Source organism: Paenibacillus tyrphae, assembly GCF_024158745.1.
GTDB classification, from domain to species: domain Bacteria; phylum Bacillota; class Bacilli; order Paenibacillales; family NBRC-103111; genus Paenibacillus_G; species Paenibacillus_G tyrfis_A.
The window spans coordinates 175,198-189,461 of sequence record NZ_JAMZAW010000001.1; the positions used below are offsets into that span (position 1 = coordinate 175,198).

At 56.1% G+C, this 14,264-nt stretch carries 15 protein-coding genes; 3 read left to right on the top strand and 12 right to left on the bottom strand.

The features are described from left to right. Nucleotides 1-169 precede the first annotated feature (169 nt). Complete coding sequence (locus NI000_RS00790) at nucleotides 170-1,087, top strand: DMT family transporter (protein WP_253406838.1); 918 nt, start codon at nucleotides 170-172, stop codon at nucleotides 1,085-1,087. A 67-nt stretch (nucleotides 1,088-1,154) separates the two neighbouring features. Here the strand turns inward: NI000_RS00790 and NI000_RS00795 are convergent, their stop codons facing one another. From NI000_RS00795 to NI000_RS00805, 3 genes are all read right to left on the bottom strand, one after another. Beyond that, the gene (locus NI000_RS00795) at nucleotides 1,155-1,637 is read right to left on the bottom strand and encodes a C40 family peptidase (RefSeq protein ID WP_375540927.1); all 483 of its coding nucleotides are present in this window, start codon (nucleotides 1,635-1,637) and stop codon (nucleotides 1,155-1,157) included. 162 nt (nucleotides 1,638-1,799) lie between these two features. Next, on the bottom strand, nucleotides 1,800-3,167 hold the full coding sequence (locus tag NI000_RS00800; protein WP_253406839.1) for a sensor histidine kinase: 1,368 nt from the start codon (nucleotides 3,165-3,167) through the stop codon (nucleotides 1,800-1,802). After that, the gene (locus NI000_RS00805; protein ID WP_253406840.1) at nucleotides 3,164-3,853 is read right to left on the bottom strand and encodes a response regulator transcription factor; all 690 of its coding nucleotides are present in this window, start codon (nucleotides 3,851-3,853) and stop codon (nucleotides 3,164-3,166) included. The genes NI000_RS00800 and NI000_RS00805 overlap by 4 nt, the downstream gene beginning before the upstream one ends. Nucleotides 3,854-4,013: 160 nt before the next feature. Here NI000_RS00805 and NI000_RS00810 point away from each other — a divergent pair, with 160 nt between their 5' ends. Further along, on the top strand, nucleotides 4,014-4,493 hold the full coding sequence (locus NI000_RS00810) for a GAF domain-containing protein (RefSeq protein WP_127486465.1): 480 nt from the start codon (nucleotides 4,014-4,016) through the stop codon (nucleotides 4,491-4,493). A gap of 96 nt (nucleotides 4,494-4,589) precedes the next feature. Here NI000_RS00810 and NI000_RS00815 read toward each other — a convergent pair whose 3' ends face one another. From NI000_RS00815 to NI000_RS00830, 4 genes are all read right to left on the bottom strand, one after another. Next, nucleotides 4,590-5,111, bottom strand: coding sequence for a hypothetical protein (locus NI000_RS00815; protein ID WP_253407409.1), 522 nt, complete (start codon nucleotides 5,109-5,111; stop codon nucleotides 4,590-4,592). Between the two features lie 20 nt (nucleotides 5,112-5,131). Next, entirely contained in the window at nucleotides 5,132-5,431 is a 300-nt protein-coding gene (locus tag NI000_RS00820) for a hypothetical protein (protein ID WP_253406841.1), read from the bottom strand. Nucleotides 5,432-5,520: 89 nt separating this feature from the next. After that, on the bottom strand, nucleotides 5,521-7,824 hold the full coding sequence (locus tag NI000_RS00825; RefSeq protein ID WP_253406842.1) for a thiamine pyrophosphate-dependent enzyme: 2,304 nt from the start codon (nucleotides 7,822-7,824) through the stop codon (nucleotides 5,521-5,523). 38 nt (nucleotides 7,825-7,862) lie between these two features. Then, nucleotides 7,863-8,867, bottom strand: a complete 1,005-nt coding sequence (locus NI000_RS00830) for a 2-oxoacid:acceptor oxidoreductase family protein (RefSeq protein ID WP_253406843.1) — start codon at nucleotides 8,865-8,867, stop codon at nucleotides 7,863-7,865. Nucleotides 8,868-9,144: 277 nt separating this feature from the next. Here NI000_RS00830 and NI000_RS00835 point away from each other — a divergent pair, with 277 nt between their 5' ends. Continuing rightward, the gene (locus tag NI000_RS00835) at nucleotides 9,145-9,954 is read left to right on the top strand and encodes an inositol monophosphatase family protein (protein WP_253406844.1); all 810 of its coding nucleotides are present in this window, start codon (nucleotides 9,145-9,147) and stop codon (nucleotides 9,952-9,954) included. Nucleotides 9,955-10,026: 72 nt separating this feature from the next. On the opposite strand, the gene NI000_RS00840 is transcribed toward NI000_RS00835, so the two are convergent. From NI000_RS00840 to NI000_RS00860, 5 genes are read right to left on the bottom strand one after another with little or no spacing between them, the layout of a single operon-like run. Next, on the bottom strand, nucleotides 10,027-10,911 hold the full coding sequence (locus NI000_RS00840) for a transporter substrate-binding domain-containing protein (RefSeq protein WP_253406845.1): 885 nt from the start codon (nucleotides 10,909-10,911) through the stop codon (nucleotides 10,027-10,029). Continuing rightward, entirely contained in the window at nucleotides 10,908-11,675 is a 768-nt protein-coding gene (locus NI000_RS00845; protein WP_309247862.1) for an amino acid ABC transporter ATP-binding protein, read from the bottom strand. The genes NI000_RS00840 and NI000_RS00845 overlap by 4 nt, the downstream gene beginning before the upstream one ends. After that, a complete protein-coding gene (locus NI000_RS00850) occupies nucleotides 11,656-12,342 on the bottom strand; it encodes an amino acid ABC transporter permease (protein ID WP_253406846.1) in 687 nt (228 codons plus the stop codon). Before NI000_RS00850 ends, NI000_RS00845 begins: the two co-directional genes overlap by 20 nt. Further along, on the bottom strand, nucleotides 12,323-12,988 hold the full coding sequence (locus NI000_RS00855) for an amino acid ABC transporter permease (RefSeq protein WP_253406848.1): 666 nt from the start codon (nucleotides 12,986-12,988) through the stop codon (nucleotides 12,323-12,325). Before NI000_RS00855 ends, NI000_RS00850 begins: the two co-directional genes overlap by 20 nt. Continuing rightward, nucleotides 12,985-14,241 carry a threonine synthase gene (locus NI000_RS00860; protein ID WP_253406849.1) on the bottom strand — a complete coding sequence of 419 codons (1,257 nt, stop codon included), beginning with the start codon at nucleotides 14,239-14,241 and terminating at the stop codon, nucleotides 12,985-12,987. Before NI000_RS00860 ends, NI000_RS00855 begins: the two co-directional genes overlap by 4 nt. Nucleotides 14,242-14,264: the final 23 nt, after the last annotated feature.

Sequence of the window (14,264 nt, forward strand, 5' to 3'; positions counted from 1 at the left end):
GTCCGGCCTACATTCTTTCATATCACAATTGGGAATAAAAGTCCAACTTTGCAGACGTTCTCATGCTTTGCCCGATTTTTCAATTCTGACCCTGTAAGAGTCGCGAATCCGGTGCTATAATAGAGCAATGTGCCTGTCACCGACCGTTATGAAATGGAGAGTTAGCCTGATGAATGCTGCGAAACGTTTTCCCGTTCCTTTGCCGTTTCTGCTTATGATCGGCATCGTTGCGATTTCTTTTTCAGCGATTTTTGTCCGCTGGTCCCATGCTTCGGCTTCTGTCATTGCGATGTACCGGCTGTTGCTGACCGCGGCGATCTTGCTGCCTTTGCTGCTGCGTTACCGCCGCGAGGTGGCACAGCTGCGTCTAAGCGACTGGGCGGGCCTGTTCTGGTCCGGCGTTGCGCTCGGCCTCCATTTCTTGTTTTGGATGGAATCGCTCAACCTGACGACGGTCGCAAGCTCGACCGCAATCCTCTCACTGGAGCCTGTCTTCGTCCTGATCGGCGCGTGCCTGTTCCTCGGCCAACGGACGAATCTGCTAGCCGTGCTCAGCATGGCGGTTGCGATTCTGGGCGCGGCCATGATCGGATGGGGCGACTGGGGGCTAACCGGAGAAGCGCTGCTCGGCGACCTGCTGTCCCTGCTCGGAACGGCGGCGATGGCCGTGCAAATTCTGCTGGCCAAAAGCATGCTGAAGCGCATTCCCGCCTTTGTCTTCAGTTTCTTCGTCTTTGTGCTTGCCGCGCTGGTACTCGCCGTGTACAATTTGGCTGCAGGATTGCCTTTTACCGGCTACGATTCTAGAGAATGGGGCATTTTCCTGCTTCTGGCCGTCGTTCCGACGCTGTTCGGCCACTATCTGTTCAACTGGCTGCTGAAGTATATGCGTCCCGAATCCGTATCGATGAGCGTCCTCGGGGAGCCACTGGGCGCAACGATTTTGGCCTACCTGCTGCTTGGCGAGAGCATCACGTGGATGCAAGCCGCCGCCGGCTTCGTCCTGTTGTCCGGGGTATGGATGTTCCTCCGCTCGAACGAACGGGAAGCCGTCGCCGCCCAGACCGGCAGGACAGAGATGACCTAAAGCGTAAAAAGCCGCTGCTTCCCGGAAACCCGGGGACGGCGGCTTTTGTTCATACGATTGTTGGAGATTAGAGTACGCGGCGTGCCGTCTTATAATGCTTGCTCCACCAGCCGCTGTTCAGATCGGAGATCGTGACGCCCGGTTTGCCGTACGTGTGCATAATTTTCCCGTTGCCTATATAAACCGCAACATGATGAATCGGGGAGTAGAAGAAGACCAGGTCTCCCGGCTTCAATTGGCTTTTTGGCACATAGGTGCCGACTTTGGATTGAGCTTTAGACGTACGCGGCAGCTTCACACCGTATTTGCCGTAGATCGTCGCCGTGAAAGAAGAGCAGTCGAATGCTTTGGTGTTACCGACGCGCGCACCGAACTTGTAAGGGGTGTGCAGGTAGCTTTTCCCTGTGGAAATAATGCTTTGCGCTTTGGATGCGGAATACGCGTAAGCACTATTGGCCGGAGCCGCGAGCGTGCTGCCGAACAGAAAAGCCGTGCACAGGCCGATCGACAGTACCATGTTCCCCCAGCGTTTTCCAAACAGTTGTTTCATCTGTAACGTCCTCCTTGAAGTAAGGTTTGGCTGATTGCCTGTACCCCACTATAGCACAGATGAAAACGCAGCTTTTTCCGCCAAACTCCGCTTAAGGCCTGCCGCCCGGCGCTTCAGAGCCGTTTATTAAAAGTTCATGAGAAAACTCTCATTTTGTTCTTATTAAAACGCTGTCAAGGATGATTTTGGAAGTTTGACCGTCGCCGTCGTCCCCTTCCCTTCCTCGCTGTCCAAGCGGATCGAGCCTTGATGCAGCTCGACAATTTGCTTCGCTATCGCAAGGCCCAGACCCGATCCTCCGGTGCCGCGGCTTCTCGCTTTATCCACGCGATAGAACCGTTCGAACAGCAGAGGAAGCTCCCCGGACGGGATTCCCATTCCTTGATCCATCACCCGGATAACAACGTAGCGCTCCTCCTCATCGCATTCGACGAATACGTTCTTCCGGCTGTACTTGATCGCATTGTCCAGCAGGATGATCAGCAGCTGCTTCAGCCTCGCCTCATCGCCGCTGCATTGTATCTCCTCCGAACCGATGCGGACGACGATATCTCTTCCGAACGCCTGGCGCATTTGCTCGGCAGTCGAGCGGATCAGTTCCGCGATGCGGACGGGGTGCAGCTCCGTTTGCGCGTGACGCTCCACCTCCGCCAGCCGCAGCAGAGCGTCGATGAGCCCTTTGAGGCGCACGGTTTCCGAATGAATCGCATTCAGCGCTTCCTGCCGGATGGCAGGGTCCTGACCTCCCCATCGGCGAAGCAGCGACGTATAGCTCTCGATGACGGTCAGCGGTGTCTTCAGCTCGTGCGAGGCGTCCGCAACAAAATGCTTCTGTCTTCGGTCGTTCTCCTGCAAACGCATGATCATCTCGTTAAACGTTCGGCCGAGCTCGCCCAGCTCGTCCTTTTTTGTCGTGAACTGAGGGCTGAGCAGAATAAAATTTCCTTTGCTTCGGATCGTTCGCATCGTCTCCAGCAATTGACGGATCGGATGGACGAGTACCTTCGTATAGAAAAAACCGACGAGCGGCGAAAAGAGCAGCACGCTGCCCGTCGTCACCGTTAGTCCCGCAACCAGAAGCTCCATAAAGGCGGCGACGACGTTTAGCCCCTTTCCAAGCTCCAGCAGCCCGATCTGCACGTTGTTTTTAGCGACAATCGGCACTTGAATGAACAAAATAAGCAGGCCCAGCTCGTTCTGCACGACAGTGTGATACTGCGTCCGGTATGTCGCCGGGTGGGCTGGCAGTTCCTCGCTTGCCGACACTTGTGCGCGCACGGCACCGTCCGGCGCAATAATTCGAATGAGCGAGTCGGGCTCCAAATATTGTTGCAGCAGCCCGGAACTCCAATTGGCCGGATGATGGATCTCCGTATCGCGCAAAATGATTTTCGCTTTATTCCACAGCTGCCGCACTTCGTTATCCGTCGTCTTCTTCAAAATATAGTAATAGATGAACCAGTTGAAAAAGATGACAATCAGCAAAATCCATAAGCCCGACAGCAGCATCAATCGCGTCCGCAGGCTCATGGCTCGGGGTCCGTCAGCTCGTAGCCGACGCCTCGCGCGGTCTTGATCAGCTTGGGCTGATAGCCTTTGTCGATCTTCTGGCGCAAATAGCGGATATAGACGTCTACTATGTTGGTGTCGCCTACGAAATCGTAGCCCCACACGTCGGAAATAATTTGCTCTCTCGTCAGGACGTGCCCTTTGTGCTGAATCAAATATTGCAGCAAGTCGAACTCCTTCGGCGTCAGCTCAATCGGGTTGTCTCCGCGCGTCACTTTTCGCGCTTTAAGATCGACGGTCAAGTCTGCCGCGCACAGCGTGTCGGTATCCGGCTTCTGACGGTTCGTCAGCCCGATCAGATTGCGGACGCGCGCCAGCAGCTCTTCGATGACGAACGGCTTCGTAATGTAGTCGTTCGCTCCTTGGTCGAACCCGCTGACAATATCCGGTGTCGCATCGCGGGCCGTCAGCAAAATGACAGGCACCTCCGCATTGGCTTGACGGATGCGCCGCAGCACTTCCAGTCCGTTCCATTCCGGAAGCATAACATCGAGCAAAATAAGGCTCCAAGGCTTGGAAGTAGCCAGTCTGGCCCCTTCCCGGCCGTCATGCGCCGTCTCGACCTCGTAGCCCTCGTGTTCGAGCTCAAGCGTCAACACCCGGGCGATATGTTCTTCGTCTTCAATGACCAGAATAGATTGCGTCATACGTTCTCCTGCAGCCGTTTGTATACAGGGTAACCATTCCAGCCCGACCGTATTCCGTATGCAAAGATCACCGTCGAGTCATGATCCGGCGCCTTGACGTCCCATAGAAAATATGCTAATTTCAGCGTAATCTGCCGCCAAAAAAAAGGAGTCGTCGTTTATGTTTCATGCCTCTGCCTATACGGGAACGCGCGAGGAAAATTACACCCTGCTCATTTCCCAATTGTCCGCGCTTATCGAAGATGAGCCGAATCGGATCGCCAACCTGGCCAACGCTGCCGCGCTGCTGAACCAGTTTCTGGAGCGGATCAACTGGGTCGGGTTTTATTTATTCGAGGACGGGGAACTGGTGCTCGGGCCTTTTCAAGGCTTGCCCGCCTGCGTGCGCATTCCGCTCGACAAGGGCGTCTGCGGCCGCGCAGCCAGCCTCCGGGAAACGGTTCGCGTCGCAGACGTTCATCAATTTCCCGGCCACATCGCCTGTGACGCGGCCTCGCAGTCGGAAATCGTCGTTCCGATTCTTCATGGCGAGCGCCTGATCGGTGTGCTGGACATCGATAGCCCGGAGAAAAATCGTTTCGACGAGACGGATCAGCATTATTTGGAGCTGTTCGCGTTGAAGCTCGCAGAACGGATGTAACGATAAGGCGCATTTTTCTCCACACGAAAAACCGGAATTCGAAACGGTTTCCCGCTCAAATTCCGGTTTTCCTCTATACTCCTAAATCGCCCAAATTTAACCTTCTTTATTTTGGTTCGCGGCTTCCTGCCGCTCGCTGCCGAAAGCCATCACGAGATTTTGAATTTTTTGCAGCCGGATATATTCGTTCTGCTTCAGGTCGCTGCGGAAGTACGCGTATAAATACGCCCCCTCCAAAAAGCTAAGTCCAGGATAGCATACAAGATCCGAATTCGTGTACGGGTTATCAAGCAGCACCTGCCACTCCCCTTCGCGCTCTTCGGCCGGAATGGTCTCCAGCACCGTTTGCTTGTATGCGGCCATCCGCTCGAATTCATCCCATATGTTGACCCAGGACGGGCTGAACGTCTCCGGCTTGGGAAACAACTGCCGGGCCCGCTCTAATAATTCGTTCACGGACTCCATGTCACCGTCCGTAAATTGCTTCAGACGATCCCGGAAGCCTTCAAGCAGCAGCCGGAAAGCGGTAAAGCCCTGTCTTTGAATCGATTCCCGAAAGGCGGCCAGCTCCTGCTCGGTACCCGCCGCTTCGAAATCGGCAAAAGGGTTTGTTTTCATCAAAACTACCATTCCCCGTTTTATATTCGTTCGGAGGCGGAATGAACGGTCAGCTGGCCGTCCCCGCTCAGACGCACCCGACGCGACGGATCGTTCTTCAGCTTCACGTTGCAGAGCTTGACACGATCCTCTTTGATTAGAAGGATATGCCAATCCTGGGGGTGATCATACCCGATGCTCTCCAGAAACGAATGCTTGTCCGCCTCGGCCTGCCCTTCGGCCTCCCACTGTTTGACGCCGAAATAATCGAAATCGTATATGTTTTTTTGAATGCATGCGGCGATTTCGCCGGAATCGGCATGTCTCAGTACATAAGGCATCGAATATCCTCCGCATCGGTTCTGAAAATGAAAAGGCGCAAGCTCAACAGTACGAGTTTGCGCCTGAGGTTCGTGCCGGCCTTACCTTTTTACAGGTAAGGATTTTCGTGCTTCGCCTTGAGACGGCTCCAGCGGCGTTCGACTTCGTTCTCGAACGATTGCAGCGCCTCCGCGTATTCGGGCTTCGTCAGGTGCTTCGTCTTGCCCATATTTTTCAACCAGTCGCCGACCGGAATCCGCTTGTTCTTCTCTTCCGGATTGAACGTGATCGTCGTTACGCCGTTCTCCACTTCGTACAGCGGGAAGAAGCAGGAGTTGACGGCTTGATCGATCAGCGATTGCCCGATTTGTTCCTCGGACAGCCAGTTGAGCGGACAGGTGATGAGGATTTTGCCGTAAACCAGACCCTCGTTCTGCGCATAGTACTGCGCTTTGGCGGCTTTTTTCAGCAAATCCTGCGGGTTCGCTTCGGACCCGGTGAACACGTAAGGAATGTTCGTCGCAGCCATAATCTGCGGCGTATCTTTATGATGGAACAGCTTGCCGCCCTGATGCTTCCCGACGTTGGACGTGGAGGTCCGGTGGCCGAGCGGCGTCGAATAGGACAGCTGCGCGCCGGTATTCATGTAGCCTTCGTTATCGTATTCGAGAATGATCATTTTATGATTGCGCAGCGCAGCGCCGATGGCCGGGCCCATCCCGATATCCATCCCGCCGTCGCCGGTGATCATGACGAACGTGAAGTCGTCCGGCAGGTTCAGATGCTCCAGCTCGCCGCGGCGTTTGCGCTCCCAGAACATTTCCACGGCGCCGGAGAGCGTTGCCGCGCCGCTTTGGAACAAGTTGTGAATGTAAGTCGCTTTATGCGAAGAATACGGATACCCCGTCGTTACAACCATCGCGCAGCCGGTATGGAACAGCGCCACGATATCTCCTTCGATCCCTTTGAAGAACAGCTCCAGACCGGAGAAAATACCGCAGCCCGGACAGGCCCCGTGCCCCGGCGCAAGCCGCTTCGGCTTCTTGGTCAGCTGGCGGATCGGCGGAACCTTCACTTTCAATTGGCCCGTCGTCTCGTCTTTGTCGACCGTAATCAATCCGGTCTTCAAATCCTCGTATTTCATCGGCTCAATGACACGCTGCGGCTTCTTGTCGGGATCGCCCGGCGTATGTCCGTAATAATCGAACGGAACGTCGACCCGGCCTTTTTGAACCGCTTCGATCGCCAATTCGAACAGGTGATGACCGTCCTCGGCGTAGAAGTCTTTGCCGCCCAGCCCGTAAATCCGGCTGATGACCATCGTATCGCGGTTGCCTTCCGTGAACAGAGCCGCTTTGATTTCCATCGTCATGTTTCCGCCGTAAGCCCCGTACGAATCCGCGCGGTCGCCGATGGTGACGGCTTTGACGTTTTTAAGCGCTTCGGCAATCTGCTTCTGCGGGAACGGGCGAATCATATTCGGTGCGATCGAGCCGGCTTTGATGCCTTTGGCCCGCAGTTGGTCAACGACATCTTTAATGATCTCGGACGACGAGTTCATCAGGAATACCGCCACTTCGGCATCTTCCATCCGGTACAGGTCGAGAATCGGATAATCGCGGCCCGTCAGCACCCGGTATTCTTGACGGATGCGGTCGAACACTTCCCCGGCATTGTACATCGCAACGGACTGCTGATAGCAGTTGTTGATGTAATCCGGCTCGTTCATGTAAGGTCCTACCGTAATCGGATTATTACGGTCAAGCACGTGCGGGAACTGCTTCGGCTGCTCGCCGATAAAGGCATGCACGTCCGATTTGTGGGCGAACGTTTGCACGCGGCGTTTTTGGTGGGAAGTGAAATAACCGTCGGAAGCGACGATGACCGGCAGGCGAACCTCCGGATCTTCGGCCAGCTTGATGGCCATAATGTTCATATCGTAAACGGCTTGCGGATCGCGGCACATCAGGATCGGCCAGCCCGTATTGAGCGCGTAGTACAAATCCGAGTGGTCGCCGTGGATGTTCAGGGGTCCGGATACCGAACGGCAGACGAGGTTCAAAACCATCGGGAACCGGGTCCCGGATTGTACCGGCATCTGCTCCAGCATGTACAAGTAACCGTTCGCGCTGGTCGCGTTGAACACGCGTCCACCCGCGGTGGAAGCACCGTAGCAAATCCCTGCCGAGCCGTGCTCGCCGTCCGCCGGAATCAGCTTGATGTCGTGCTGGCCGTTCGCCTTCATCAGATCGAGGAACTGCGCGACCTCCGTCGACGGCGAAATCGGGAAATAACCCATAATATGGTAGTTGATTTGGTGAGCCGCATAAGCCGCCATCTCGTTGCCGGATTCGTAAACCATCCGCTGCTCGACCGTACCTTCGCTGACCTCTTTGTTAATCTCAATAGCCATTAGTTTGGTTCACCTCTCCCTGCTAACAGTGATTTGTCTTACTGGGCCAAGCTGAAACGATGCGGCACGCGATGCTCTTCCCCGTAGCCTTCCGTCTCGCGGTTGGAGGACAGCGCCTCGGTCGGACAGGCGACGACGCATTTCAGGCAGCCTTTGCAGTACTGATAGTCGATGCCTTGGAGGAACATTTGCGGACGTCCTTTCTTGTCCGGCTGTTCGTCCCACACGAAGCAAAAGTCGGGACAGGCGGTGTCACAGGCCGCGCAGTGAATGCATTTCTCGTCGTCAAAATGCGGCATCATCCCGCTGCGCGATATGCTGAGGTCCTTCAGAATGCTGTTCCCCGGATTCACCACCATCCCGCCGATCGGCTGGGTCTCGTAACCGTACACCGGAATATCCCACCGTTTCGGCAGCGGCATCTCCACACCCTCCGGCAGCGCGTACGTCTGGAACTGCACTTCGTCATAGCCACGCTGGAACGTTCGCAGGGCAGGCTCGACCGCGCCGGGGTATTTTTTCTCCAGCGACTTGCGGATGATGCCTTTCATGTGTTCGAAATCGAGGAAGTCGCACAGCCGGAACAGACTGCCCAACATCGCCATGTTGACGCGGTTTTTCTCCTCAAGCGCAATGCCGGTTGCATCGACCACCGCAATGGTGCCGCCGATCAGTTTCATTTTCTCTTTAAGGGCTTCCGGACTTTTGGCCGAATTGACCAGAACCAGGCTGTCCTCGTAAATGCCGCTGATCACGTTGACCGTTTTCGACAAGTTCTCATGAAAAATGCCTACGACATGCGGACGTTCCACTGGAGTCGTATCGCGAATATTCGTATTTATGTCGCAAAAACGGATATGCGCCTTAACCGGCGAGCCTTTTTTCTCCGAACCGTAAGAAGAAAAGCTCACGCCGTTGAACCCGCTGCCAACGACGCCAGCCTCCGCAAGCATTTTCCCCGCCAGGTTGGCTCCCAAACCGCCGATGGATTCGAGCCGAATTTCAAAGAAGCCGAGGTCGTTCATTTTCGGTAGAACTCTCATCTGTTCAACTCCCCTCATGATTGAAAAGTTATACTATTTCCACAATTCAGTATACCAGTTTATACCTGACTCGCATAGGGCTTTGGGCTTGAAAGTTTCGTGTCGCAAGCGCTTTCGTCAACTAAGCTTCCATTGCACGAGCACTTGACCTGACATGATTTTTTAAAGTAGTATTTATTAATACCACTTTAAAAGGTTGGCGGTGGCTGCGACGTACAGTGAAAACTATGAAAAGCCGCTTGCCTATTATTATGAAAAACAAAGGATGGGATAATTGATGACTGGGATCGATATTGCTTTTTGCATAGGACTTATGAAAGAGGTCGGAGACGACCTGTATGCGAAATTTGCGGAGATGCAAGGAACCCCGCCGCACGATTTCGAGGAGCTTGCACAGCGGTTTCGGCAGCTTAACGGCCAAGCCGAGGAAACCATTCGCTCCGCGCTGCAAGCGAACTACCCGACCATCCGCTGGTCCGACGGCGAGTTCGATCTGGAAGAGCAGCGGCACGCCATACGTTCAGGGGATTGCTGGATCTGCGATCCGATGGATGGGGCGTTTCACTTTTTCCAAGGCTTCACGTTCTGGTCTACGGCGCTCTGCCTGATCCGGGACGGCGTTCTGGTCTTTTCCGCCGTATACGACCCGTGCCAGCGCGAGCTGTTTCATGCAGTGCGGGGCGAAGGCGCTTATTTAAACGGGGTGCGGATTGGCGCCGGCAAAAAGCAGGAGCTGAAGCATGCCATCGTCGCCACCTCCCACCCTACCCTGGTTTCCAAAGACGGCACACTGGCGCAGACGGTTCAGGGGATTTCCCGGGTCATGTCCCGTTCGATGATCACCCGGATGATGGGCTCCGTGTCGCTTCAGCTCGCTTATGTCGCAAGCGGGAGGCTGGACGCCTACTGGGAGCACGGCAATGATACCTTCGATTGGCTGCCCGGCGCGTTGCTGGTACAGGAAGCCGGAGGCACGGTCACGAATACGGAAGGCCGTCCGTTCGGGCAAGGTCCCGGCGGAATTGCAGCCGCCAGCCGTACGCTTCACCCGCAGTTGGTCGCCGCCTTGCAGGAGGAAGCCGTTTGACAAGCCCCGCAGAGGGGACTAAATCAAAAACCAAGCCCTAATATACCTGGGCTTGGTTACCTTTGCTGTCTGCTATTGCCACTTGCCGCCTTCGACGATAATTTCGTTCGGATTTACGTCCGGACCGAGCTCCGCCCTGACGTATTTGTCGTAGAGCTGCAGCAGAAATTTTTCCTTCCCCAGCGCCTCCAGCTCCTGATTGACCCATTCCCGCAGCTCGTTGTTTCCTTTTTTCACCGCCGGAGCGATCGGGGCTTCTTTCTCCAGCTTCTCGGGAAGTACCGTGAAGCCGGGATTTTTGCGCACCCAGCTCAACAAGATCAGGCTGTCTTGGGCGTAAGCGGGGCTCCGTCCGTCCTTGAGCGCTTGAAGCGACTCGGTGTTTTTCTCAAATTTGATCAATTCGACGTCCGGCCGGTTTTTGGTCAGGAAAATATCGGCGGTCGTTCCTTTCGTGACGATCGCCTTTTTCCCTTTCAAATCGGCCAGCGACTTGATGCCGCTATCGTCGCGGACGATGACCTGCGTCGCCGCCTTCAAATTCGGGTTGGTGAAATCGACCGCCTGCTTCCGCTCCTCGGTCACCGTCATGTTGGCGACGATGAGGTCGACCTTGTCGCTTTGCAGGAACGGGATGCGGCTTGCCGGTTCGACGACGACGAACTCGATTTTGCTTTCATCGCCGAGGAGATCTTTGGCGAACCGTCTCGCCAAATCGTTATCGAAGCCGACAAGCTTGCCCTTCTCGTCCGTAAAGCCGAACGGAGGCTTATCCGAAAAGACGCCGACGATCAGCTTGCCGCGGTCTTTGATTTTTTGCAGCGCGCCTGCCTGCTTCGGCTCCGAAGCGGCTCCCGGCTTCGGATCGTTCGTCGCCTTTCCGCCCGTACCGCAGGCGGCAAGCAATCCGAAAACCAAGCTTAAAACCAATAAGGATATGTTTCTCTTTTTTATCATCCGCTCTCTCTCCCTTTCCATGTCTCCACAAGCAAAAATTTGTCCAAAAAGCGCCGGGCCCGCTCCGTTTTCGGTTTCGAAAAAAACGTATCCGGCGAGCCCGTCTCGCAGATTCTCCCTTCGTCCATGAAGACGATCCGGTCGGCTACGGCCCGGGCAAAGCCCATTTCATGGGTAACGATCACCATCGTCATGCCCTGCTCGGCCAGACCGAGCATAACCTCCAGCACCTCCTTGACCATCTCGGGGTCCAGCGCCGCCGTGACCTCGTCGAAGAGAATGACCTCCGGGTTCATGCACAGCGCCCGCACAATGGCAATTCTCTGCTGCTGACCGCCCGAAAGCTGCCTCGGGTAGGCGTGCTTCTTATCGAGCAGCCCCACTCGCTCAAGCAGCTTCTCCGCCTGAGCCTCGGCTTCCCGCTTGGACCGGCGCTGGGCCTTGACCGGACCGAGCACGATATTTTCAAGAACGGTCAAGTGCGGGAACAGATGGTAGCTCTGAAATACCATGCCGATCTGCTGCCTGATGTGCTGCCAGCGGACATTCCCCGAAGTCAGCCCCTGTCCGCAAAACCGGATGCTGCCGGTTTGAGCCGTTTCCAGCCCGTTCAGGCACCGCAGCAAGGTGCTCTTGCCGCAGCCGCTCGGCCCGAGGATGACGACCACCTCGCCTTTGGCAATCTGAAGGTCGATGTCTCGCAGCACCCAATTCCGGTCGAACGCTTTGCTTACCTTCGTCAGTTCAAACAAAATCCCGGACACCCGCCTCTCCTCCTCTCCGCAATTTGTTTTCCAGTTTTCTGGATAAGACGGACAACGGATAGCAAAGCGCAAAATAAAGCAGGAACAACGTGCCGTAGATCAGCACGGACTCTCCCGTCCGTTCGATAATTTGCTGCCCCGTCTTGATGATTTCCGTAACGCCGATCAGGACGGCGAGCGACGTCGTTTTGACGATGCGGGTATACACGTTGATGACGGGCGGAATCATGCGGCGCAGAGCCTGCGGAAGCAGGACGTAGACATAAAGCTGCACCGGACTCAGACCGATCGATTGCCCCGCTTCCTTCTGCCCCTTGGGCAGCGAGATCAAGGCGCCGCGGACCACCTCACCGACCTCCGTCATCCCCCACAGCGACAGCACCAGAACGGCGCAGGCGAAGCCGGGCAGGTCGATGCCGAAGAAGATCGGCAGACCGAAGAAAAAGAAAAACAGCCAGACCAAAATCGGAATCGACCGGAACAGCTCCAGATACGTCCGGGTAAGCACACCCAGCCAGCGGCTACGGGAAGCCCGAAGAACACCGAACACAAGGCCGCCGAACGTGCTGCACACGATGCAGTACAGCGCTAGGGTTAACGTCTGAAGCAAGCCCTTGCCGAGTTGGGGAAGCGATACGAGCAAGAGATCAAATCCCGAACTGGCCATGCCGGAACCTCCTTTCCACCCATGTAAGCAAGAAAGACAGCGGTAGGAAAAGCAGCGCATACAGGAAAGTCATCAACAGAAGCATTTCGTAGGTTTTGTAATAGAGCGCGATGTAGTTCGTGGTGGTGTACAAAATTTCAGGGATGGCTACCGCGGAAACGACCGTCGTTTCTTTCAGCAGAAAAATAAAATTCGCAAACAAGGACGGCGTCGCAATCCGCAGCGCTTGGGGCAGAACGATCATGCGAAACAGCTGCCAGCGGGACAGGCCGAGCGCCAGCCCCGATTCCGTCTGGCTTCGGGATACGGCCTCGACCCCGGCGCGGAACACTTCCGTGAAATACCCGCCGCCGAGGAACATCAGCGCGAGTACCGCCGTGACGTAATTGGACAGATGGATGCCCAGAGACGGCAGCGCAAAATAAACGAAAAACAGCTGAATCAGCAGCGGCGTATTCCTTGCAAGCTCGACGTAGGTGCGCACAACCCGGGTCAGCCCGCGTACCCGGAAAAAGATAACGGCCGAGTTCAGCGCAGCCACGAGCAGCGAAGCGACGATGGCGATTCCGGCGACGGCAAGCGTCACGAGTGCCGCATGGCCAAAGTCCGGCAGATGGTCGAGCATGAATGCGGTATCGAGTGTCATGTCAACGGTAATCGCTCCTGTCCGCCCTCGTGGTCAGTCCGGCCAGTCAGCCGTTCGCCCGGCTGCAGTACAGGCGGGGCTGCCTGAACCGTATTCGGGTATTTCACCCCGGAGCCGGTGTTCAATACGACGACGGTCTCTTCCTCCCGAATCCAACCGCTGCTCCGCAGCAAACGGGCGGCCGCGAACGCCGCTGCGCCCTCCGGGCATATAAAGGCCCCCTCCTCCCCGGCAATCCGGAGCTGCTCGCGCAGCAAGGTCCTGTCATCGACCGCCACCGCGCAGCCGTCCGTCCGGTAGATCGCGTCCAGCACGAGAAAATCGCCGAGCGCTTTGGGGACATTAATGCCAAAGGCAACCGTGGAGGAAGCAGGCCAGAACGCCGATTCGGCTTTCTTCTCCTTCCACGCTTGAACAATCGGAGCACAACCCTCCGCTTGGACGGCGACCAGTTTCGGCAGCTTGCCTTGGACCCAACCCAGCGCCTGAAGCTCCCGGAACGCTTTAAAGATACCGATCAAGCCGACACCGCCGCCTGTCGGATACAGAATGACGTCAGGCAGCCGCCAGTTTAATTGCTCCGCGATTTCGAGGCCCATCGTTTTTTTGCCCTCGATCCGGTACGGCTCCTTTAACGTCGACGCATCGTACAGGCCTTCTTCCGCGATCGCCTGGGCAACGATTTTACCCGCATTGCTAATCAAGCCGTCGACCAAGTAAAGACGCGCCCCGGCGGCGGCACATTCTTTGCGTGTAATCTCCGGAGCGTCCGCCGGCATCACGATCGTTGCCCGGATGCCGGCTCTGGCCGCATACAGCGCCCAAGCCGCTCCGGCGTTGCCGTTCGTCGGCATCGCCAGCTCGCGCACGCCAAGCTCCTTTGCTTTGGAGACGCCAACGGCTGCGCCCCGGGCCTTGAACGAGCCGGTCGGAGTAATCCCCTCGTCTTTCATAAGCAGGTGAGGAATGCCCATTCCGCTGCCGAGCTTCGGCATCCGCAGGAGCGGGGTGAATCCCTCGCCTAACGTCACTACGTGGTCCGCACGCTCTACCGGGAGCAATTCGTGGTAACGCCAAAGACTCCGTTCGGTTCTTCCCGCCAGCTCGGAGCGGTCCAGCGACGATTTCAATTCCTCCAGATCGTAGCTGGCGAGCAGCGGCGAACCGCAGGAGCATAATTGAACCGCCGCTTGGGAGGAATACTTCGCTTTGCATTTCGGACAATCCAAATGCGAGACATAGCTGAAGGACACGACTGGTTTCCTGCCTTTCTACG